Origin of the sequence: Streptomyces violaceus (assembly GCF_036014075.1) — a bacterium.
Taxonomy (GTDB): Bacteria; Actinomycetota; Actinomycetes; order Streptomycetales; family Streptomycetaceae; genus Streptomyces; species Streptomyces violaceus.
Genome location: NZ_CP107911.1, coordinates 7,354,525 through 7,374,454, shown reverse-complemented (window position 1 = coordinate 7,374,454; position 19,930 = coordinate 7,354,525). Strand labels below are relative to the sequence as shown.

Below are 19,930 nucleotides of genomic sequence, written 5' to 3'. Positions count from 1 at the left end.
CCCGGAATCCGCTAGAGTTCAACACGTCGCCGGGCCGCGAGAGCGGACCGGAAACGACAAGCGGACGTAGCTCAGTTGGTAGAGCGCAACCTTGCCAAGGTTGAGGTCGCCAGTTCGAACCTGGTCGTCCGCTCGCAGGAACAGGGAGCTTCCCGGCCCCCTGCACTCCTGGTGGAGTGGCCGAGAGGCGAGGCAACGGCCTGCAAAGCCGTCTACACGGGTTCAAATCCCGTCTCCACCTCCAAGGACGATTAGCTCAGCGGGAGAGCGCTTCCCTGACACGGAAGAGGTCACTGGTTCAATCCCAGTATCGTCCACTGGATCTGCTCGAAGATCCGAACCCGCGCGATTAGCTCAGCGGGAGAGCGCTTCCCTGACACGGAAGAGGTCACTGGTTCAATCCCAGTATCGCGCACGCAGTGCCCATGATCGGCTGCGTCGAGTGGTCATGGTCCCGAGGACGATTAGCTCAGCGGGAGAGCGCTTCCCTGACACGGAAGAGGTCACTGGTTCAATCCCAGTATCGTCCACACCACACAAGAGCCCCCGGCCGTTCGCGGCCGGGGGCTCTTGTCGTGTCGCGATCCGCGTCGCGACTTGTGTCACGACTCGCGTCACGACGAGAACAGCATGTGCCCGAAACCCTTGTTGCGGTGGTGACCATGGTGGCCGTGGCCGCCGTGGTGACCGTGGCCGCCGTGCGGGGCGCCCCAGGCGGGGGCCGGAGGGGCGGGGTAGGCCTGCGGGGCGGGCGGGGGCGGCGGCGCGGCCTGGGACCACTGGGACTCCAGACGGGTCAGCGACTCCAGCTCGCCGTAGTCGAGAAAGATCCCGCGGCAGCCGCTGCACTGCTCGATCTGGACACCGTTGCGGTTGTACGTGTGCATCGGCGCACGGCACTTCGGACACTGCATGGTGGTTCAACTCCTCGCCGGTCGGTCCTGCTTCGTGTCTCACCAGGACAGACTCTGTCCCGCTGTGGTCGGTTGCACCCTACTTCGCGTGCTCCTGCGTCAACTGCGGCGGGAGGGTAGCCATTCGGTCACAGGCGTCCACAACGGACTGCTCCACCTCGTCCAGGTCGCGCCCGGCCGCGGCCGCCTTGGCGACGGCCCGGGCCGCGGTCTGCGCGGTGAGGGCGCGAGCGGGGACGTCCAGAGCGGGCCAGGGGTCGCCGTCGGCGGGTACTGCCGGGCCGCCGGCCTCCCGGTAGGCGGCGAGGAACCGGGCCCATTCCTCGGGCAGGAGCAGTCCGCAGGCGTACCAGGCGGCGGGGCGGGCGAGATCCCAGGCCGGGACGCCGACACCGAGGTCGTCGACGTCTATCAGCAGCCAGGGGCCTTCGGGGGCGGGGTGGCGTATGAGCTGGCCTAGGTGGAGGTCGCCGTGGCAGAGGGTGCGGGTGTGCGGCATCGGGGCCTCGGCACGGGCCCAGGCGGGGAGGGTGTCCCAGGCCCGCAGGACGGGGGCGGCGGCGGGATGCGGGGCGCCGTTCCGGAGCTTGTCGATGGCGCGGGCCGCCTTGGCGGGGCCTCGCATGGTGGGGAGGGCGTCGAGGGCGGGGGTGCGGTGGAGCCGGGCGAGGAGAGTGGCGGCCGCTTCCCAGGGCGCGGCGTCCGGGTCGTCCGGGTCCACGGGAGTTCCGTACGGCCAGAACGTCACGAGTCGGCCGTGCAGGTCGGCCGGTGCCGGGGCGAGGGGTGACAGGAGGATCTCGGGGTTGCGGGTGGCGACCGTGAGCCGGCTGGTCAGTTCGGTGGGGTCGGATTCCGGGGGGTGGGCCTTCGCGACGGTGTCCGCGTGCCGGACGACGATCCCGTCGGGGCGGTCCGCGAGGGTGGCGGCTCCGCAGGGGCAGGACGACGAGCGGGCGTGGGCGGTTGCTCGGGCCTTGGCGGTCAGGTCGGCCAGGAGCGGGGCGGGGGTCACGGGGTGAGGGTACGGGCAGGCAGGTGGGGGCGGGGCCGTAGGGGGCTGTCGGCTAAGGGTGCTCGGCGTTGGTGCTGGGGCCGGGTGGGTGCGCAGCTCGGCGCGACGAGGTGCCGCTGCGCCCACCCGTGCCGCCCCTAGCGGCACGCATGCCCGCAGCTGGGTCGAGACAGAGCAATGCCGGCGCAGCTCCCCAGCTGCGCCGGCATTTTTTGCCGTCCGCCGCACCCCCGTCCCCACGGGGTTTCATGGGTGGATGTCCCCGCCCGGACCGCTCTTCCGGGCCTGGGGTCGCCGCTCAGCGCCCCAGCATCTCTCCCACGGACGACGCCTGTGTGGCCACTGTCTCCCACCCGTCGAAGACGAGGAGGAGCAGGACCGCCAGGGGAAGGGCCATCACCGTCGCCACCAGGGGGTGGCGACGGCCCGTGCGGCGGGGCCGGAGCGCGATGCGCTCCCGCGTGCGGACCGACGTCCGCGGTGCCGTGTGGGCCATGGTCCCTCTCCTGACCGTTCTCAGTTGTCATTGGCAGCGGCGGGCGTCTGACCTCGGGGGACGAGTGCTACACCCGCCGCTTGACCTCAAATCTAGGCGTCCGGCCCTCCTTGGGCGTCATGCCCTCGTACCTATTGCCGGGCCTCCCGGAGGATGAGCCGCCACCTGCGATGTACTCCCCTGGGTGGAGACGGAGAGCCAGGTCTCAGGGTCTTCCCCGAAGGGGTGCCTGGCTCACCCCGCTTTGTCCGAGCTCTCCTCCCGCGGAACCGGCTGCTCCACCAGCGCCAGCACCCGGTTTGCCATAAAGCGGGCCGTACGTACGACAGCCCCGGTACGGGTGACTTCGCTCACTTCTACGACACCTCGACGTACCGCGGTCTCCACCCTGCGGCCCGCCCTGCTCGCCACCACCTCATACGTGCGCGTCGTGTCACCGGCGTCCACCACTATCTCCACACGGTCACCCTTCACGGGTCCAATCCCCCTTCCGCGGCAGGTGGTTGGGGTCACCCCGCGCGTGAACACGGCCTGTCCGCGCGCCCCCTGACCACACTTCAAGTCTCCCACCCACCACTGACAATCCATCGGCCCGAGAGGGCGCGGCCTCTGCGCGTGGGCGGCCGTGGAAACGTAAGCTGTGGCACGTCACAGGACCGGGCAGCGGGGATGAACATGGCGATGATGCGCCTGAGGCGCGAGGACCCGCGCGTCGTCGGCTCGTTCAGGCTTCACAGACGGCTCGGCGCGGGCGGGATGGGCGTGGTCTACCTGGGCTCCGACAAGAAGGGGCAACGGGTCGCGCTCAAGGTCATCCGGCCCGACCTTGCAGAGGATCAGGAGTTCCGCTCACGCTTCGCGCGTGAGGTCTCGGCGGCACGGCGGATCCGCGGCGGCTGCACGGCCCGGCTCGTGGCAGCGGACCTCGAAGCGGACCGGCCCTGGTTCGCCACACAGTACGTACCCGGACCCTCCCTGCACGACAAGATCGCCGCCGAGGGACCGCTCGGCGCCGCCGATGTCGCGGCCGTCGGGGCCGCCCTCTCGGAGGGCCTGGTCGCCGTGCACGAGGCCGGGGTCGTGCACCGGGACCTGAAGCCGTCCAACATCCTGCTGTCCCCGAAGGGGCCGCGGATCATCGACTTCGGCATCGCCTGGGCCACGGGTGCCTCGACGCTCACCCACGTCGGCACCGCGGTCGGCTCGCCGGGCTTCCTCGCACCGGAGCAGGTGCGCGGGGCGGCCGTCACACCGGCCACGGACGTGTTCTCGCTGGGGGCCACGCTCGCGTACTCCTCGATGGGCGACTCACCGTTCGGGCACGGCAGTTCCGAGGTGATGCTGTACCGCGTCGTGCACGAGGAGGCGCAGCTGCACGGCGTGCCCGACGCGCTGGCTCCGCTCGTCCGGGCGTGCCTGGCGAAGGACCCCGAGGAGCGGCCCAGCACGCTCCAACTGTCGCTGCGGCTCAAGGAGATCGCGGCCCGGGAGGCGCAGGACCTCTCCGGGGTGCGGCCGCCCGCGCCGCGCGGCGCCGAGACCGAGCGGCCCGTCGACACCTACCCCGAGCGGGGCCGGCGTCCGCAGGGACAGCAGGGTTCGGGGGCGGCCGGCGCGCAGCGGGGCCGGGGCACTCCCCCACCGCGGGGCTCCTCCCCGTCCCGGGACGGGGTTCCGTCCGCGGACGGTACGGCTTCCCAGGGCGGAGCCGGTGCCCGGGGCGGAGCCCGGCCTGCGGGAAGCGGGAACGGTAACCGGTCGGCGGGTGGCGCGAACCGCGGCAGGACTCCGGCGCGCGGCCGCGGCGCACCTGCGCGGTCCGGGACGCGGCCGACACCCACCGGGCGCAACGGGACCCGATCGGGCAGCGGCAGCCGCCCCGCCCCGCACAGCGGTACCGGACGTCCGTCCAGAACGGGAACCGGGCTGCGGCCCGCCAATCCACGGTTGCTGCGGCAGCGGCTGTTCGTGTTCGTCGTGGTCACGCTGGTGGTGGCGATCGGCATCGCCCTGGTGCAGGGCTGTCAGGGCCCGGCACGGGGACTCGGCGGCGACGGAGACGGCGTTCGGAAGCAGCAGGTCCACCGGTCGCAGCCGCTGGACGACGTACCCACGCGGCCGGGCGGTACGACGCGCGGCTGACGGGCCGGGGTTGCGGTCGGGTGCCTGCCGCTGTCCCTAGGCCCGAGGGCGGCCGGTGGCCACGGCGTAGAAGGCCACGGCCGCTGCCGCGCCCACGTTGAGGGAGTCGACGCCGTGGGACATGGGGATGCGCACCCACTCGTCGGCGGCGACCAGGGCCTGGGTGGACAGGCCGTCACCCTCGGCGCCGAGCATCAGGGCCACGCGGTCCATGGTGTGCGGGGCGGCCTCGTCGAGGGGCCGGGCCTTCTCGTCGGGGGTGAGGGCGAGAAGCGTGAAGCCGGCCTCGCGGACCGACTCCAGGCCCTTGGGCCAGGTGTCCAGACGGGCGTACGGGACGGAGAAGACCGCGCCCATGGAGACCTTCACGCTGCGGCGGTAGAGGGGGTCGGCGCAGTCCGGGGAGAGCAGGACCGCGTCCATGCCGAGGGCGGCGGCCGAGCGGAAGATCGCGCCGATGTTGGTGTGGTCGTTGACCGACTCCATGATCACGACACGGCGGGTGGTCCTCAGGAGGTCGGCCGCCGTGGGCAGGGGCTTGCGCTGCATGGAGGCGAGCGCGCCGCGGTGCACGTGGTAGCCGGTGACCTGCTCGGCCAGCTCCGGGCTGACCGCGTAGACCGGGGCCGGGAGCTCGTCGATGACGTCGCGCATGACGTCGACCCACTTGGCCGAGAGCAGCATGGACCGCATCTCGTAGCCCGCTTCCTTGGCCCTTCTGATGACCTTCTCGCCCTCGGCGATGAACAGGCCCTCGGCGGGTTCGCGCTTGCGGCGCAGTTCCACGTCGGTCAGGCCGGTGTAGTCGGAGAGGCGCGGGTCGTCGGGATCCTCGACGGTGATGAGATCGGCCACAGGGTGATACTGCCTTGTCCTGGGTGCGGTGCCAACGGCTCGGTACGGTTTGTGTTACCCGGGGTTACTCGCGAGGTGCGGAAGCCGTGGGGCCGACCTTCACGACCTCGCCGATGACGATGACCGCCGGGGGCTTCACGTCCTCGGTACGGACCGTCTCCGCGACCGTCGCGAGGGTCGCGTCGACCCGGCGCTGAGCGGCCGTCGTGCCCTCCTGGACGAGGGCGACGGGGGTGTCGGCCGGCTTTCCGTGCGCGACGAGCGTCTCGGCGATCTTTCCGATCTTGTCGACGCCCATGAGGATCACCAGCGTGCCGGTCAGCCTGGCCAGGGACGGCCAGTCGACCAGGGAGCGCTCGTCGTCGGGCGCGACATGGCCGCTGACCACGGTGAACTCGTGGGCGACGCCGCGGTGGGTGACCGGGATACCCGCCGCGCTCGGGACCGAGATCGAGCTGGAGATCCCGGGAACGACCGTGCACGGGATGCCGACCTCGGCGAGGGCCTGGAGCTCCTCCATGCCGCGGCCGAAGACGTACGGGTCGCCGCCCTTCAGGCGGACGACCGACTTGCCCTGCTTCGCGTGCTCGATCAGCGCGCTGTTGATGGCCTCCTGGGCCATGAAGCGACCGTAGGGGATCTTCGCCGCGTCGATCACCTCGACGTGGGGCGGGAGTTCGGCGAGGAGGTCGCGCGGGCCGAGGCGGTCCGCGATGACGACGTCCGCCTCGGCGAGCAGGCGGCGGCCGCGGACCGTGATCAGGTCCGGGTCGCCGGGGCCGCCGCCGACCAGGGCGACTCCGGGCGTACGGGTGCGGTGGTGTGGGGCGACGAGTGTGCCGTCGCGCAGGCCCTCCACGACCGCGTCGCGGATGGCGGCGGTGTGGCGGGGGTCGCGCCCCTTGGCGTCCGTGGTCAGGACGGCGACCGTGACGCCCTCGCTGTGGCCGGTGGCCGGGGTCCAGGCCGTCGCCTCGTCGGCGTCGTCGGAACGGACGCACCAGACGCGGCGGCGCTCCGCTTCGGCGGAGGCCCGGGTGTTCGCCTCCGTGTCACCGGTGGCGATGAGGGCGTACCAGGCGTTCTCGAGGTCGCCTTCCTCATAGCGGCGCCTCTGCCAGGTGATCTCGCCGGCGTCCGCCATGGCTTCGACGGAGGGGGTGGCCCCGGGGGACACGAGGAAGATGTCCGCGCCTGCTGCGATCAGTGCCGGGAGGCGGCGCTGGGCGACCTGGCCGCCACCGAGAACGACCACGCGGCGGCCGGTGAGGCGGAGGCCTACGGGGTAGGCGGGGTGTTCGGCCATGGGAGTGCGGCTCCTGTTGACGGCGGTGCGGTAGCCCTGACGTGCGAATTTTAATGGGCAGGAGTCAGGGCGGCTCCGGTGGTCCAGTGGCTGAGCACCGTGGCCGGCCCTCGGCACCTACTTCTCAGTGACTCCCGCCGAATCGAACGTCGCCACCTCGTGCATCGCCCGGGCCGTGCTCTGCACCAGCGGCAGGGCCAGGAGAGCGCCCGTGCCCTCGCCCAGGCGCAGGTCGAGGTCGACCAGGGGGCGCAGGCCCAGCTTGTTGAGGGCCGCGACATGGCCCGGTTCGGCGCTGCGGTGACCGGCGATGCAGGCGGCCAGGACCTCGGGGGCGATGGCGCGGGCCACCAGGGCGGCGGCACCGGCGCTGACGCCGTCCAGGATCACCGGCGTACGCAGGGAGGCGCCGCCGAGGAGGAGGCCGACGATGGCGGCGTGTTCGAAGCCGCCGATCGCGGCCAGCACGCCGATCGGGTCGGCCGGGTCCGGCTGGTGGAGTTCCAGCGCGCGGCGGACGACCTCCGTCTTGCGGGCGAGGGTCTCGTCGTTGATGCCGGTGCCCCGGCCCGTGACCTCGGCCGGGTCCGCACCCGTGAAGACGGAGATCAGGGCGGCGGACGCGGTCGTGTTCGCGATGCCCATCTCGCCGGTGAGCAGGGCCTTGTTGCCGGCGGCGACCAGGTCGCGGGCGGTCTCGATGCCGACCTCGATGGCCTGCTTGGCCTCCTCGCGGGTCATCGCGGGCCCGGTGGTCAGGTCGGACGTACCGGCCCGGACCTTGCGGGGCAGCAGTCCCGGGGTGGCCGGGAGGTCGGCGGCGACGCCCACGTCGACGATGCAGACCTCGGCGCCCACCTGGGTGGCGAAGGCGTTGCAGACGGCGCCGCCACCGAGGAAGTTGGCCACCATCTGGGCCGTGACCTCCTGCGGCCAGGGGGTCACCCCTTGCGCGTGCACGCCGTGGTCACCGGCGAAGATCGCGACGGCCGCGGGCTCCGGGATGGGCGGCGGGCACTGGCGGGACAGGCCGGACAACTGTGCGGAGATGATCTCCAGCATGCCCAGCGCACCGGCCGGCTTGGTCATGCGCTTCTGGCGCTCCCACGCCTCGCCGAGCGCCTTGGCGTCCAGCGGGCGGATCTGCGCGACGGTCTCGGCGAGCAGGTCGTGCGGTTCCTCTCCGGGCAGTGCGCGGCGGCCGTACGTCTCCTCGTGCACGACCCAGGACAGCGGGCGGCGCTTGGACCAGCCCGCCTGCAACAGCTCGGGCTCGTCCGGGAACTCGTCGACGTAACCGACGCACAGATAGGCGATGACTTCGAGGTGCTCGGGCAGGCCGAGGGCGCTGACCATCTCGCGCTCGTCGAAGAAGCTGACCCAGCCGACGCCGAGGCCTTCGGCGCGGGCGGCGAGCCAGAGGTTCTCCACGGCCAGGGCCGCCGAGTACGGCGCCATCTGGGGCTGGGTGTGACGGCCGAGGGTGTGGCGGCCGCCGCGGGTCCGGTCAGCGGTGACGACGATGTTCACCGGGGTGTCGAGGATGGCCTCGATCTTCAGTTCCTTGAACTGCTTGGCCCGGCCCTTGGGGAGGGACTTCGCGTAGGCGTCACGCTGGCGCACGGCCAGTTCGTGCATCGCGCGCCGGGTGTCGGCGGAGCGGATGACGACGAAGTCCCAGGGCTGCGAGTGGCCGACGGAGGGCGCGTGGTGGGCGGCCTCCAGGACACGGAGCAGCACCTCGTGCGGGATCGGGTCGCTGCGGAAGCCGTTGCGGATGTCGCGGCGTTCGCGCATGACCTTCAGTACGGCCTCGCGCTCGGCGGGGTCGTAGCCGGGGGCGGCGGGGCCGGTGGACTGTCGTGCTTCTGCCACTGCGGCCGCGCTCTCTTCGTCGTGGCGTGCCTGGTCAGCCAGGTCTTCCTGGTGGGCGGCCCGGGTGTCCAGGTCGTCGGCGCTCTGTACGAGTTCGGCTTCGCCGTCCCGGGGGGCGGGGACGGTGGCGACGGGGGCCGGCGGCGCCGGCGCCTCGGGCTGTGCCGGCTCGGGGGCGGCGGGCGGCTGGGACTGCTGCGGGCCCTGGACGGGCTGCATGCTCGGCTCGTCCGTCTTCACGTCTGCCTGCTCGTCCGCGATCGGCTCGGGGAGTACGACGGTGACGTCCTCGGCGGATGCCGGGGGAACGTCCGTGGTCTCGGGCGTGGGGGTCACCGGCTCGGGGGCGGGCTCCGGAGCGACCTCCTCGGCCACGGGCTCGGGCGCCTCGGCCACAGGGGCGGACTCGGGAGCGACTGCCTCGGCCACGGGGGCGGGCTCGGGAGCGACTGCCTCGGCCACGGGGGCGGGCTCGGGAGCGACTGCCTCAGCCACGAGGGCGGGCTCGATTGCCTCGGTTGCCTCGGGTGTCTCGGTGACCTGGGCAGGGGCCGGTGCCGCGGGGGGCTGAGCCGATGCGGCTGCTGTCTCCGGTGCGTCGGCGAGTGCCCCGGTCTCGGGTGCGTCGGCGGCCGGGGCCGGGGTCACCGGAGCCGGCGCTTCTGGGGTGGGAGTGGCGGTCTGTGGAGCCGTCGTCTCGGGGGCAGGGGCGGCTGCCTCGGCGTCAGTTGCCTGAGGAGCGGGGGCGGCCTGCGGGGCGAGCGGCTCGGCAACCGGCGCGGGGGCTTCACCGCCGGGGGCGTCCGGCTCCCGCGTGACGGCCTCGGGGGCGGTCGCGTCCGGACCGGGTGGGGCGGCCTCGGGGCCGACAACCTCCTCTGCGGGCGCCTGCGCAACGGCCTCGGGAGCGACTGCCCCGGGCGCCTCCGCGGAAGCCTCGGGAACACCGACCGCCTCCACGGCACCGGCCTCGGGCGCAGGGGCAGCCTCCGGGAACGGGACCGCTTCAGGGGCCGGTACGGCCTCAGCCACAGGAGCGGAAACCACGTCCTGCTCCGCGACAGCCGCCGGAACTTCCTCGCCTGCATCGGTGGAGTCGCCGACGGCGCCCGGCTCGGAGGCCTCGGGAGAACCACCGACAAGCTCCGGCTCGCCGTCCTGACCCGAACCGTCCTGACCAGAACCGTCCACGACCGGCACCTCCCCCGGAACCGGTCCAGGCACGGAAACGGCCCCCGCCTCGGCCTCAGCCACCTGCACGGGGACGTCCTGCACCGGGACCGCCTGCGCGGGCTGCTCGGCGTAGGCGCCCTGCTCGGCCCCGGCCGGTGGCGTCGGCGTCGCCTGCTCCGCCTCCGTCGCCACACTGGTCGCGACGTCCGCGGGCACCGGCTGCGCTTCCGGAACAACCGTTTCCGCAGGGGCCGCCCCGGCGCTCACCTGAGCCTGGTGGGTGACCTGCGCGTCCCAGGGCGCCGCCGGGGGCGAGGACATCTCCGGGGCGCGCGGGGCGTCGAGGTACTCGGGCCCTGCCGACGACGGCGCGGGCTGTCGCAGCGGCGCGTCCGCCGGGCCGCGGTCGGCGAGGGAACGGACCGGGCTGGCGGAGCTGTCCGGCAAGGGCGGGCCGAGGTGCAACGGGCGGCGCGGAGTGACGGGCGGGATCGGCGGAGGGTCGGGCAGCCGGACACCGCCGAGGTCGACCGAGCCGCTGTCGCGGCCGGAGATCTCGTGCGGGCCCGGCTCGTGCACGGTCTCGGCGACCGGCTCCGGTGCGGGCGGGGCGACCTCGTTGCCCCAGGCGCCCTGGGCGCCCGGCAACAGCAGCAGGTCGTCGTCCTCGGCGGTGGTCTCGGGCTCGGAGAGGTAGGTGTACGAACCGTGCGCGGGGGCGCCCGGCTGCTCCACCATGCCTGCGTTCTCCGGCAGTCCCTCGCCCGGGACCTGGCCGGTGTCGGTCATGCGTACCCCTCGCCCATCGGTTAGTGCTCCTACGACCAGCTCGCCCGGGACGGCGCACCGACCGCCCCGCTGTGAAGAACGAGCGTGCGTCCCCAGCGGCACGAGCGGCCCGCCCCAAAAAGGCGACAAAGCCATTCACTGGCATTGTTGCGGCCGTACCACCCTCGCGGCAGCTTGATCCGCGACGGTTCCGCTGTGGACTGCGCCACGTTGCGCGTCCTCCGCTTCTGCCGTACCACACACACCCCAAAACGGGCGGGTTTTCCGGACATTGACCGACGAAGTGCCGGGCGTCCGCGTGCGGTGCAACGATCGGCCAGCCTACCGCGCGCAGTACGACAACCCGATCACGGGGACGACGGCGGCATCAGGCGCTGCGCCGCGGCAGCACGCCGCTGAGCAGGAACGCGACGCTCCGTTCCTTCTCCGTCCAGGCCCGGGTGTCGAGTTCGACGGACTGCAGCAGGGCGCACTCGACGCCGTAACCGTGCTCCGTCAGGTCGCGGCCGATGAGTTCGGCGGCGTCGCGGGTGCCGGCGTGCGTGACGATCCGCTGCGGGCGGCGGTCGGCGACCGCCGAGACCACGGCCGCTCCCCCGGCGCCGACGCGGACGACGTCCGGTTCGGGGAGGTTCTCCAGGATGTGCGGGGCGGTGCCGTGCACGATCTGGAGCTGGACGCCGAGGCGGCGGGCGGTGGCGTCGGTGCGGGCGCAGGCGGCCCGGTCGCTGTCGACGGCGATGACGGCGGCGCCGGCGCGTGCGGCCTCGATGGCGAAGGCGCCGCTGCCGCAGCCGATGTCCCACACGAGGTCGCCGACGCGCGGTCCGAGGCGGGCGAGTTGGGAGGCGCGCAGCGGCTGGGTCTCGCCCTCGCCGAGGTGGGCGCCGTACGCCTCGGAGGGCAGGGACCAGCCGCGGGGCCCGGCGGACGGGTCGCGGCCCGCGATCCAGCCGCCGGCCTCCCCCGCCGTGCCGGGTCCGGCCGGGCCGCCGAGGACGATGACGACGTTGGGGTCGCGCCAGGCGTGGTCGGCGGCCTTGTCGGAGGTGACGATCGTGACGCGCTCGCGTTCGGTGCCGAGTTCCTCGCAGATGACGAAGGAGCGGTGGACTCCTTCGAGGAGCAGGCCGAGTTCGGCCGGGCCGGCGCCTGGTGAGGTGAGGACGGCCACCTTGGTGTGGGCGCGGCATACGTTCACCGCGCGGCGCAGCGTGCGGCGGTGTGCGACGACCACCTGTGCGTCGTCCCAGGGCATACCGGCGCGGGCGAAGGCGGCGGCGACGGAGGAGACGGCGGGGACAACCTCGACCTCGAGGCCGAACTCGGGGGCGCGCAGGGTCCGTACGACGCCGAAGTAGCCGGGGTCGCCGTCGGCGAGCACGACGGCCGTGCCGCGGTGTCCGGCGATGCGGCGGGCGGCGAGGGCGACACTGCCGAGGCGGATGCGCTCGGCGCCTGCGGGTACCTCGGGGAGCGCCAGGTGGTGGGCGGCACCCGCCACGAGCGTGGCGGCGCCCAGGGCGGCGCGTGCCGCGTCGGTCAGCGGCGAACCGTCCCAGCCGATCACCGTGACCCGGTCGGCCATCGTCGTCAGTCTCCAGAGGATGTCGCAGGTCGTCTGCGTGTCGTGTCGCGGGCGGCCCGTGGTCGGGCTTGGTGAGAGTACCCGGTGGAGCCGGTTGAGGGGACGGCGGTGCTGTCGCGCACGGTGGCCGTTCCGGTCAGTTCCAGTCGTCGAAGGACGTGAATCCGTCGGCCGGCTGGTCGCCGACGCCCTCCAGGTCCTCGGGGAGCAGGCTCCAGACGATGAAGTCGGTGCGTACGTCCGTCCACGTGCCGTCCTCGGCACGACTGCGGGCTATACAGGCGTTGCGCAGCACGCCCTCGCTGATACAGCCGATCTTCTGGGCGACCTGCTGGGAGGCGGTGTTGTCGGCCGCCGTGCGCAGTTCGATGCGTTCGAATTTCTGGTCCGAGAAGAGCCACCGGGCGGTGACGAGGGCGGCCTCGGAGGCGTAGCCCTCGCCTCGGGCCCAGGGGGCGATGATGTACGACAGTTCGGTGGAGCGTACGTGCCAGTTGGTCTTGCCGAGCTGGATGACGCCGACCAGGCGCTGGGTGAGGAACTCGGTGACCGCGAAGTCGAGGCCGCGTCCCTCGGTGCGCTCGGTGGGGGCGTACTCGGTGATCCAGGTGCGGGCGCCGTCCTCCGTGAAGGGCTGGGGGACGGAGGTCCAGGCGGCCACCTGCTCGTCGTTCATCATCGCGGCGAGGGCGGCGACGTCGTCTTCGTCAAGGGGACGCAGCACCAACCGCTCCGTGTTGATGGAGACGTTGGGAAAGGTGCTCGTCATGCGCCGCTCCGTAACCTTCGGTGAACCTTCGGGGCCTGCTCAACTGCCCAGCATGCAGCATGAAAGCACTGATCCGCATCACGGGGTCCTCCCCGCCGGGCGAGGGAGGACCCCGTGCTGGGCGAGTGCCTCGAGCGGCCTCAGAACGAGGCGAGCACGGCGCCGGCGTACTTGTCCTGAATGAACTTCTTCACCTCGGGCGAGGTGAGGAGCTTGGCGAGCTTCTTCACCCGCGGGTCGTTCTCCTCGCCCTTCTTCACGGCGAGGAAGTTGCCGTACGGGTTGTCCTTCGGGGACTCCAGGACGAGGGCGTCCTTCGCCGGCTTCAGGTCGGACTCGAGGGCGTAGTTGCCGTTGACGACGGCGGCGTCCACGTCGTCGAGGGAGCGCGGGGTCTGGGCCGCCTCCAGCTCCTTGAACTTGAGGTTCTTCGGGTTCTTGGTGATGTCCGAAGGGGTCGCCTCGTTGCCGACGCCCGCCTTGAGGGTGATGAGCCCGTTGGCGGCGAGGAGCTTGAGGGCGCGGGCCTCGTTGACGGTGTCGTTGGGGATGGCGAGGGTCGCACCGCTCTTCAGGGCGTCGGCCTTCTTGACCTTGTGGGAGTAGAGGCCGAGCGGCTCCAGGTGGACCGTGACGACGGGCACGATGTCGGTGCCGTTCTTCTTGTTGAAGTCGTCGAGGTACGGCTGGTTCTGGAAGTAGTTGGCGCCCACGGAGCCGTCCTGCGTCGCCGTGTTCGGCGTGACGTAGTCGGTGAACTCCTTGACCTCCAGGTCGAGGCCCTCCTTCTTCGCCAGGTTGTCCTTGACGTAGGTGAGGATCTCGGCGTGCGGGGTGGGGCTGGCGGCGACGATCAGCGGTCCGTCGGAGCCGGAGTCGCCCGCGCCGCAGGCGCTGAGCCCGAGGGTGAGGGCTCCGGCAGCGAGGACGGCGGTGGTGATCTTGGCGGTGTTACGCACGAAAAGTGCCTTTCCTTATGGCCTTGCGAGTGGTGCGACCCCCTTGTGGGGGGAGTTCAGGAGGCGGCCTTCAGCAGCCGCAGCTTCGGGGCGGGGCCCGAGTGGGCGCCGCGGCGGTGCAGGGAGCGGGCCGCGTAGTCGCCGGCGAACTGGATGACCGAGATGACGACGGCGAGGATCGCGACGGTGATCCACATCAGCTGGGTCTCGAAGCGCTGGTAGCCGTAGCGGATGGCGATGTCTCCGAGGCCGCCGGCGCCGACCGTGCCCGCCATGGCCGAGTAGCCGATGAGCGCGACGATCGTGGTGGTGGTGCTGGAGATCAGCGACGGCAGGGACTCCGGCACGAGGACCTTGCGGACGATGGTCCAGGTGTTGCCGCCCATGGACTGCACGGCCTCGACGAGCCCGTGGTCCACTTCGCGGACGGCCGTCTCGACCAGGCGCGCGAAGAAGGGGATGGCGCCGACGGCGAGCGGCACGATGGCGGCCTCGACGCCGATGGTCGTCCCGGTGATCGAGCGGGTGAAGCCCATCAGCGCGACCATCAGGATGATGAACGGCAGGGAGCGGGCGATGTTCACGATCTGCCCGATGACCTTGTTGGCGGCGAGGTTCTGGAGCAGGCCGCCGCGGTCGGTCAGGACCAGCAGGATCCCGAGCGGCAGTCCGCCGGCGACGGCGATGAGCGTGGACCAGCCGACCATGTAGAGCGTGTCCCAACACGCCTGCTCCAGCAGTGGCTGCATCTCGGACCAGGTCACTTGACACCCTCCTTCACCAGTTCGGACTCGTGGCCCAGGACGTCGATGTGCAGGCCCTGTTCGCGCAGGAACCCGATCGGCACGACGTTGTCCTCGTAGCGGCCGGGCAGTTCGATGCGCATCCGGCCGACCTGGAGGCCGCCGACGGTGTCGATGGCGGCGCCGAGGATCGATATGTCGATGTTGTAGGTGCGGGCGAGCTGCGAGATGACGGGCTGGGTCGCGCTCTCGCCCTGGAAGGTGACGTCGACGACGGTGCGGTCGTCCCCGGAGGCCTCGCCGCCGAGCGGGAACAGCGCGGAGGCCAGTTCGGAGCCGGGGGTCGCGAGCAGTTCGCTGACCGTGCCCGACTCGATGACGCGGCCGTTCTCCATGAGCGCGGCGGAGTCGCAGACCGACTTCACGACGTCCATCTCGTGCGTGATGAGCAGGACGGTCAGGCCGAGCTGCCGGTTCAGGTCGCGCAGCAGCGCCAGGATGGAGCGGGTGGTCTCCGGGTCGAGGGCGCTGGTGGCCTCGTCGGACAGCAGCACCTTGGGGTCGCCGGCGAGGGCGCGGGCGATGCCGACACGCTGCTTCTGGCCGCCGGAGAGCTGCGCGGGGTAGGCGCCCGCCTTGTCGGCGAGGCCGACCAGGTCGAGCAGTTCCAGCGCCTTGCGGGAGCGTTCCCCGCCGGACTTGCCGAGGATCTCCAGCGGCAGTTCGACGTTGTCCTGGACGGTCCGGGAGGACAGCAGGTTGAAGTGCTGGAAGACCATGCCGATCCGGCTGCGCGCCTCCCGCAGTTCCTTTCCGGCGCGCGGGCCGCGGCCGGCCAGGGCGGTGAGGTCCTGTCCGGCGACGGTCACGGTGCCGGAGGTGGGGCGTTCCAGCAGGTTGACGCAGCGGATCAGCGAGGACTTGCCGGCGCCGGACTGGCCGATGACGCCGTACACCTCGCCTTCGCGGACGTGCAGGTCGACGCCGTCCAGGGCGGTGACCTCGCGGCCGCGTGAACGGTAGACCTTGGTCAGGTCCGTTGTGGTGATCACGTGTGTTTCCGTCACTGTCGAGTGCGCGGGCGTGGGTGTGCCCGGGCACAGATGCGTTCGTTCAGGGACGCGACACGGTTCTCGCTGAGGCGGGGAACCGGGGAGAACATGCGCGCGGGGCGGCGTGGCGTCTCGCACCGCTCAGGGGCGTGCGGACCTGCCGCTGTCTCGCTTCGGGGCGCGAGCTCAGGGGGTGGTGCGGGGGCCCTCTAGAAGGCGCACATTCGACACATACAACGAGCACCGGGCGTCATGGTCGCCTCGGTCGCGGGGATGCGGTCGCTCGTCGTGGTCATGTCGCCAGTAAAACACGCGTACGGTCCTGACAGTCACGCCGCTGTCCGGATGCTGGACAGCGGTGGACAAGGGCCGGGACGCGTCAGCCGCGGGGGGAGATTTCCACCCCCTGCTCGGTGACCAGTGCGGACAGGGCCGACAGGTTCTCGACGACCAGGTCGGCGTCGAGCTCGTGGGCCTGGTGGGTTGTGGTCAACGCCACGGTGGTCATGCCGGCGGCGCGACCGGCCGTCAAACCCGCGGGGGCGTCCTCGAAGACGACGCAGCGGGCCGGGTCGACGCCGAGGGTGCGGGCGGCGAGCAGGTAGGGCTCGGGGTCGGGCTTGCCGCGGGTGATGTCGTCGGCGGCGACGAGCGTCTTGGGGAGGATGCCGACGGCGTCGAGCCGCGCCTCGGCCAGCCGCCGGGTGGCGGAGGTGACGACGGCCCAGCGCTCGGCGGGCAGGGAGCCGAGGAACGCGCGCGTCCCGGGCAGGAGGTGCACACCGCCGTTGGGTACGTCCTCCACCTCCAGGTCCTCGATCCGCGCGACGGCCTGCGGCACGATCTCGGCGGGCAGCAGATCGGCGGCTATCTCGGCTGCCGGCCGGCCGTGCAGTTCGACCCGCGCGAACTCCTGGGCCGTGATCCCGTACTCCGCGGCCCACCGCGTCCAGCAGCGGTCCACCGAGTCGAGGGAGGAGACCAGGGTTCCGTCGTTGTCGAACAGCAGGGCTTGCGCGTGGATCTTCATGCCCTCGACCCTACGGTGCAGGCCAGGGCCGGAAGCATCGGGCCTTTTCGGCCGTAATAAGGTCGCAGCATGCTTGCTGCTCTGACGCTGGTGACCGGCGTCGCCGCGCTGCTGCTCGCCGCCTGGTGCGGCTGGGCGGCCTACCGTGACCAGCCGACGAAGGACTGGCACTTCATCGGGATGGCCGTGGTCACCCTGCTGTCGCTGGTCCAGCTGGTGGTGGGGATCGTGCTGCTGGCGCAGGGCGAGAAGCCGGAGCAGGGCACGACGATCTTCGTGGCGTATCTGCTGGGGGCGTTCGCGTGCGTCCCGGCGGCGGGGTTCATGTCGCTGGCCGAGCGCACGCGGTGGGGCTCGGTGACGGTTGCCGCCGGCGGTGTGGTGCTGGCGGTGCTGGAGGTGCGGCTCTATGACATCTGGGGAGGCTGAGGTGAGCCGGCAGCGGCTGATCAGTGGGCCGGGCACGCTGCTGGTGTGGCTGTACGGCGTGATGGTCGTCGGGGCGGTGTCGCGGTCGGCGTATCAGATCGCGACGGAGTTCGACCGGGCGCCGCTGGCGTACTCGCTGTCCGCCGTGGCGGGTGTCGTGTACGGGTTCATCACGTACTCGTTGGTGCGGGGTGGGGAGACGGCTCGGCGAGCGGCGCTGGTGTGTTGTGTCGCGGAGTTGGTGGGTGTGCTGACGGTGGGGACCTGGACGTTGGCCGAGCCGTCGGCGTTTCCTGACGCGACCGTGTGGTCGGACTTCGGGATGGGCTATCTGTTCATCCCCGTGCTGTTGCCGCTGTCTGCCATTTACTGGCTGCGGGCTTCGCGTTCGCGGGATGGGGATGCCGCCTGAGGTGAACAGGCGGCCGCGGGCCGGATGTGGCTTGTCGCGCAGTTCCCCGCGCCCCTGAGGGCAAGCCTCAAGCTGTCGCCGCGTAGGTGCCCGCCGGCTTCTCCAGGACGATCATGGGGATGCCGTCTGCCCCCTGGGACGTGCCTACGGTCTCGTAGCCCACCTTGCGGTAGAGGCGGAGGTTGCCCTCGTTGCGGTGGCCGGTGTGGAGGCGGAAGCGCTTGGCGCCGTGCTGGTCGGCGAGGGCCGATTCGGCCGCTCGGAGGAGGCGGGCTCCGATGCCGTGGCCCTGGAGGCGCGGGTGGACGCAGAGCTTGCCGATCGCGGCGGCGCCGTCCTCGGTGGCCGAGCCGCGGACCGAGCCGACGACCTCGTCGCCGAGCCGGGCCACGAAGACGCAGTCCCGGGTGACCTCCTCGCGGACCGAGTCGAGGGTTTGGACGAGCGGGTCGATGCGGTAGTTCCCGTACAGCGCCGCCTCCCGCTGGAAGCACAGGTACTGCAGCCTGAAGATCTGCTCCGCGTCCTGCTCGGTCGCCGCAGAGATGGTCACGCTCATGCCCATGTGCGCACGCCTCCCGCTCATCTGATCACCTGTCGTTCCTCACTCCTATCCCCGTCCTCAGCGGGCCGCAACCTCCGGCGCGAGCAATCTGCGCAGACATCCCAGGCATCTGGAACGTTCCGGGCCAAGACTCCCCTGTGAGATACCCAACTCCCCCGCGATTTCCCGGTATGTCAGGTCCTGCGGGGAGAGCAGGGCCTCCATCAGCCGGGGGCAGCGGCCCGGGAGGCGGCGTACGGCCTCGCGCAGGGCACGGCCGCGGGCCGCGGCGAGAGCGAGCTGTTCGGGATCGCGGTCACCGTCGTCGACCGGTTCACCGGCGTACGGCCGTTCGAGGCGGCTCGTACGGCGGGTGCGGCGGACCTCCGAGCGGACGGCACGGCGGAGCCATCCCTGAGGGTCGAGCGGCGGGTCGTCGGCGTCGAGGCGCTCCAGCAGACGGAGCCAGACCGCCTGCTCCAGGTCACTCGGCTCGGTTCCCGCGGCATATGCCTCAGCGGAGGCCTCGGCGGTGAGCAGCGGGCCCAGGGCGGTGACCAGGTCGGGCGTCATATGCGGAGCGACGCGACCGCCCGGGCGGCGGGTTGCCCGGGCGGCCGAAGCTCACTCGACCGGGTGGTGTGAGGTCAGCCGTTGACGAAGGCCTCGCGAGCCAGCAGACCTGTGTCGGGCTGGTCGGTGAAGACGCCGTCGATGCCGGTCGCGAAGTACGCCTTGTACGCGCCGAAGACGTCACCGTAGGCGTCCGCGTCCGTGCCCTTGCGGAAGTTCGCGGGCAGGAAGGGGTTCTCGTTGCGCAGGGTCCACGGGTGGAGGATCAGTCCCACCTTGTGCGCGTCCGGGACGAGCGTCGTCGGCTGCGTGAGGTTGCCCTTGGCGTCGCGCGGGACGACCAGGTCGAGGGTCGGGCCGATGCCCTGCGCGTAGGAGGCGATCTCCCTGAGGCCGGCCGGCTTGACCAGGTCGGCGACGGTGCGCGGGTCGCCCGTCTCGACGAAGTCCCAGGGGCGGGTGTCCGCCGACGACAGCAGGACGACCAGGGGGTTGTCGACGAGCTTGTTGAGGCGCTCGATGCTGGTCGGCTCGAAGGACTGGATGATGACCGGGGAGGTCCGCCGGTCCTTGCGGTACTTGCGCAGCACCTTGGCGACCCGCTCCTCCAGCGGCAGGCCCTGCTTGCGGAAGTAGGTGGGGTGCTTGAGCTCGGGGTAGATCCAGACCTGCTTGCCGCGCTTGCGGGTCTGGTCGTCCTGCCACTTCAGGACCTCTTCGAAGGTGGGGATCTCCCAGCGGCCGTTGTAGAGGGTGTTGTGCGGGCGGTTGGCCGGGATGCGCTCGATCGCGCGCAGCGTCTTCAGCTCGGCGAGCGTGAAGTCCTCGGCGAACCAGCCGGTGGTGGAGACGCCGTCGAGGAGCTTGGTCTTCTTGCGGCCGGCGAACTCGGGGTGGTCGGCGACGTCGGTGGTGCCGCCGATCTCCGGCTCGTGCCGGCAGACCAGGTGCCCGTCCTTCGTCGGCACCAGGTCGCCGGCCTCGACGATGTCGGCGCCCAGGTCGAGGGCCAGCTGGTACGAGCCCAGGGTGTGCTCGGGGCGGTAGCCGCTGGCCCCGCGGTGGCCGACGATCGTCGGCTTGGGCAGGCTCTTGAGTCCGCCGTGTCCGCCGCCGTGCCGGGAGCCGTCCGCTCGCGCCGTGCCGGTCATGCCGAGGACCGCTCCGCCGGCGGTCAGCACCGCCGCGCCGAGCAGGGCCCGCCGTCCGGTCCCGCTCGTTTCTTCGTTCGACTCCTGCGTTCCCATTGAGCGCCCTCCCTGCCGT

The 19,930-nt window shown here is 71.8% G+C and carries 19 protein-coding genes and 5 tRNA genes; 8 read left to right on the top strand and 16 right to left on the bottom strand.

The window, feature by feature from the left end; all coding sequences use genetic code 11:
* The first annotated feature begins 60 nt into the window (after window positions 1-60).
* The 5 genes from OG542_RS33215 (at window position 61) to OG542_RS33195 (ending at window position 530) form a co-directional block, all read left to right on the top strand.
* Window positions 61-133: transfer RNA gene (locus OG542_RS33215), tRNA-Gly, on the top strand.
* A 37-nt stretch (window positions 134-170) separates the two neighbouring features.
* A tRNA-Cys gene (locus OG542_RS33210) sits at window positions 171-244 on the top strand.
* A gap of 1 nt (window position 245) precedes the next feature.
* Window positions 246-317, top strand: a tRNA-Val gene (locus tag OG542_RS33205).
* Window positions 318-343: 26 nt separating this feature from the next.
* Window positions 344-415: transfer RNA gene (locus tag OG542_RS33200), tRNA-Val, on the top strand.
* A 43-nt stretch (window positions 416-458) separates the two neighbouring features.
* Window positions 459-530, top strand: a tRNA-Val gene (locus OG542_RS33195).
* A gap of 84 nt (window positions 531-614) precedes the next feature.
* Here the strand turns inward: OG542_RS33195 and OG542_RS33190 are convergent.
* The 4 genes from OG542_RS33190 to OG542_RS33175 all read right to left on the bottom strand — a co-directional run bounded on the left by OG542_RS33190 (window position 615) and on the right by OG542_RS33175 (window position 2,899).
* Window positions 615-914, bottom strand: coding sequence for a TFIIB-type zinc ribbon-containing protein (locus OG542_RS33190; RefSeq protein WP_328415651.1), 300 nt, complete (start codon window positions 912-914; stop codon window positions 615-617).
* Window positions 915-993: 79 nt separating this feature from the next.
* A complete protein-coding gene (locus tag OG542_RS33185) occupies window positions 994-1,929 on the bottom strand; it encodes a phosphotransferase family protein (RefSeq protein WP_328415649.1) in 936 nt (311 codons plus the stop codon).
* Window positions 1,930-2,227: 298 nt separating this feature from the next.
* Window positions 2,228-2,425 (bottom strand): hypothetical protein, encoded by a 198-nt coding sequence (locus OG542_RS33180; RefSeq protein ID WP_328415647.1) that lies wholly within the window; start codon window positions 2,423-2,425, stop codon window positions 2,228-2,230.
* Window positions 2,426-2,659: 234 nt separating this feature from the next.
* Window positions 2,660-2,899: a hypothetical protein gene (locus tag OG542_RS33175; RefSeq protein ID WP_086565650.1), complete on the bottom strand. Its 240-nt coding sequence runs from the start codon at window positions 2,897-2,899 to the stop codon at window positions 2,660-2,662.
* Between the two features lie 195 nt (window positions 2,900-3,094).
* Here OG542_RS33175 and OG542_RS33170 point away from each other — a divergent pair, with 195 nt between their 5' ends.
* A complete protein-coding gene (locus OG542_RS33170) occupies window positions 3,095-4,567 on the top strand; it encodes a serine/threonine-protein kinase (protein ID WP_328415641.1) in 1,473 nt (490 codons plus the stop codon).
* A 36-nt stretch (window positions 4,568-4,603) separates the two neighbouring features.
* Here the strand turns inward: OG542_RS33170 and OG542_RS33165 are convergent, their stop codons facing one another.
* The 9 genes from OG542_RS33165 to OG542_RS33125 form a co-directional block, all read right to left on the bottom strand.
* Window positions 4,604-5,422 (bottom strand): TrmH family RNA methyltransferase, encoded by an 819-nt coding sequence (locus tag OG542_RS33165; RefSeq protein WP_328415639.1) that lies wholly within the window; start codon window positions 5,420-5,422, stop codon window positions 4,604-4,606.
* Between the two features lie 64 nt (window positions 5,423-5,486).
* Complete coding sequence (gene cobA, locus OG542_RS33160; protein ID WP_261683880.1) at window positions 5,487-6,728, bottom strand: uroporphyrinogen-III C-methyltransferase; 1,242 nt, start codon at window positions 6,726-6,728, stop codon at window positions 5,487-5,489.
* Between the two features lie 117 nt (window positions 6,729-6,845).
* On the bottom strand, window positions 6,846-10,565 hold the full coding sequence (gene cobT, locus OG542_RS33155; protein WP_328415636.1) for a nicotinate-nucleotide--dimethylbenzimidazole phosphoribosyltransferase: 3,720 nt from the start codon (window positions 10,563-10,565) through the stop codon (window positions 6,846-6,848).
* A 367-nt stretch (window positions 10,566-10,932) separates the two neighbouring features.
* The gene (gene cbiE, locus OG542_RS33150) at window positions 10,933-12,153 is read right to left on the bottom strand and encodes a precorrin-6y C5,15-methyltransferase (decarboxylating) subunit CbiE (RefSeq protein ID WP_311124734.1); all 1,221 of its coding nucleotides are present in this window, start codon (window positions 12,151-12,153) and stop codon (window positions 10,933-10,935) included.
* 136 nt (window positions 12,154-12,289) lie between these two features.
* On the bottom strand, window positions 12,290-12,922 hold the full coding sequence (locus OG542_RS33145; RefSeq protein WP_193480253.1) for a GNAT family N-acetyltransferase: 633 nt from the start codon (window positions 12,920-12,922) through the stop codon (window positions 12,290-12,292).
* A gap of 140 nt (window positions 12,923-13,062) precedes the next feature.
* Complete coding sequence (locus OG542_RS33140) at window positions 13,063-13,881, bottom strand: MetQ/NlpA family ABC transporter substrate-binding protein (protein ID WP_193480254.1); 819 nt, start codon at window positions 13,879-13,881, stop codon at window positions 13,063-13,065.
* Window positions 13,882-13,937: 56 nt separating this feature from the next.
* Window positions 13,938-14,645, bottom strand: a complete 708-nt coding sequence (locus OG542_RS33135; RefSeq protein ID WP_311124735.1) for a methionine ABC transporter permease — start codon at window positions 14,643-14,645, stop codon at window positions 13,938-13,940.
* Entirely contained in the window at window positions 14,642-15,676 is a 1,035-nt protein-coding gene (locus OG542_RS33130; protein WP_311124736.1) for a methionine ABC transporter ATP-binding protein, read from the bottom strand. The genes OG542_RS33135 and OG542_RS33130 overlap by 4 nt, the downstream gene beginning before the upstream one ends.
* Before the next feature lie 379 nt (window positions 15,677-16,055).
* Window positions 16,056-16,706 carry an HAD family hydrolase gene (locus tag OG542_RS33125; protein WP_311124737.1) on the bottom strand — a complete coding sequence of 217 codons (651 nt, stop codon included), beginning with the start codon at window positions 16,704-16,706 and terminating at the stop codon, window positions 16,056-16,058.
* 69 nt (window positions 16,707-16,775) lie between these two features.
* Between OG542_RS33125 and OG542_RS33120 the strand changes: the two genes are divergently transcribed.
* The gene (locus OG542_RS33120) at window positions 16,776-17,135 is read left to right on the top strand and encodes a hypothetical protein (protein ID WP_184597297.1); all 360 of its coding nucleotides are present in this window, start codon (window positions 16,776-16,778) and stop codon (window positions 17,133-17,135) included.
* Window positions 17,116-17,547 (top strand): hypothetical protein, encoded by a 432-nt coding sequence (locus OG542_RS33115; RefSeq protein ID WP_328415632.1) that lies wholly within the window; start codon window positions 17,116-17,118, stop codon window positions 17,545-17,547. The genes OG542_RS33120 and OG542_RS33115 overlap by 20 nt, the downstream gene beginning before the upstream one ends.
* A gap of 67 nt (window positions 17,548-17,614) precedes the next feature.
* On the opposite strand, the gene OG542_RS33110 is transcribed toward OG542_RS33115, so the two are convergent.
* The 3 genes from OG542_RS33110 to OG542_RS33100 form a co-directional block, all read right to left on the bottom strand.
* On the bottom strand, window positions 17,615-18,112 hold the full coding sequence (locus OG542_RS33110) for a GNAT family N-acetyltransferase (protein ID WP_193480464.1): 498 nt from the start codon (window positions 18,110-18,112) through the stop codon (window positions 17,615-17,617).
* Window positions 18,113-18,169: 57 nt separating this feature from the next.
* Window positions 18,170-18,664 (bottom strand): RNA polymerase sigma factor, encoded by a 495-nt coding sequence (locus OG542_RS33105; protein WP_311124739.1) that lies wholly within the window; start codon window positions 18,662-18,664, stop codon window positions 18,170-18,172.
* 74 nt (window positions 18,665-18,738) lie between these two features.
* Entirely contained in the window at window positions 18,739-19,911 is a 1,173-nt protein-coding gene (locus tag OG542_RS33100) for a glycerophosphodiester phosphodiesterase (protein WP_328415630.1), read from the bottom strand.
* Between the last annotated feature and the right edge of the window lie 19 nt (window positions 19,912-19,930).

What these genes read in the sequence shown, in the direction of transcription:
- OG542_RS33115 (WP_328415632.1), top strand. Translation starts at nt 17,116, where the DNA reads ATGACATCTGGGGAGGCTGAGGTGAGCCGGCAGCGGCTGATCAGTGGG.
- OG542_RS33145 (WP_193480253.1), bottom strand. Translation starts at nt 12,922, where the DNA reads ATGACGAGCACCTTTCCCAACGTCTCCATCAACACGGAGCGGTTGGTG.
- OG542_RS33110 (WP_193480464.1), bottom strand. Translation starts at nt 18,112, where the DNA reads ATGGGCATGAGCGTGACCATCTCTGCGGCGACCGAGCAGGACGCGGAG.
- OG542_RS33180 (WP_328415647.1), bottom strand. Translation starts at nt 2,425, where the DNA reads ATGGCCCACACGGCACCGCGGACGTCGGTCCGCACGCGGGAGCGCATC.
- OG542_RS33125 (WP_311124737.1), bottom strand. Translation starts at nt 16,706, where the DNA reads ATGAAGATCCACGCGCAAGCCCTGCTGTTCGACAACGACGGAACCCTG.
- OG542_RS33105 (WP_311124739.1), bottom strand. Translation starts at nt 18,664, where the DNA reads ATGACGCCCGACCTGGTCACCGCCCTGGGCCCGCTGCTCACCGCCGAG.
- OG542_RS33190 (WP_328415651.1), bottom strand. Translation starts at nt 914, where the DNA reads ATGCAGTGTCCGAAGTGCCGTGCGCCGATGCACACGTACAACCGCAAC.
- OG542_RS33120 (WP_184597297.1), top strand. Translation starts at nt 16,776, where the DNA reads ATGCTTGCTGCTCTGACGCTGGTGACCGGCGTCGCCGCGCTGCTGCTC.
- cobA (WP_261683880.1), bottom strand. Translation starts at nt 6,728, where the DNA reads ATGGCCGAACACCCCGCCTACCCCGTAGGCCTCCGCCTCACCGGCCGC.
- cbiE (WP_311124734.1), bottom strand. Translation starts at nt 12,153, where the DNA reads ATGGCCGACCGGGTCACGGTGATCGGCTGGGACGGTTCGCCGCTGACC.
- OG542_RS33100 (WP_328415630.1), bottom strand. Translation starts at nt 19,911, where the DNA reads ATGGGAACGCAGGAGTCGAACGAAGAAACGAGCGGGACCGGACGGCGG.
- OG542_RS33170 (WP_328415641.1), top strand. Translation starts at nt 3,095, where the DNA reads ATGAACATGGCGATGATGCGCCTGAGGCGCGAGGACCCGCGCGTCGTC.
- cobT (WP_328415636.1), bottom strand. Translation starts at nt 10,565, where the DNA reads ATGACCGACACCGGCCAGGTCCCGGGCGAGGGACTGCCGGAGAACGCA.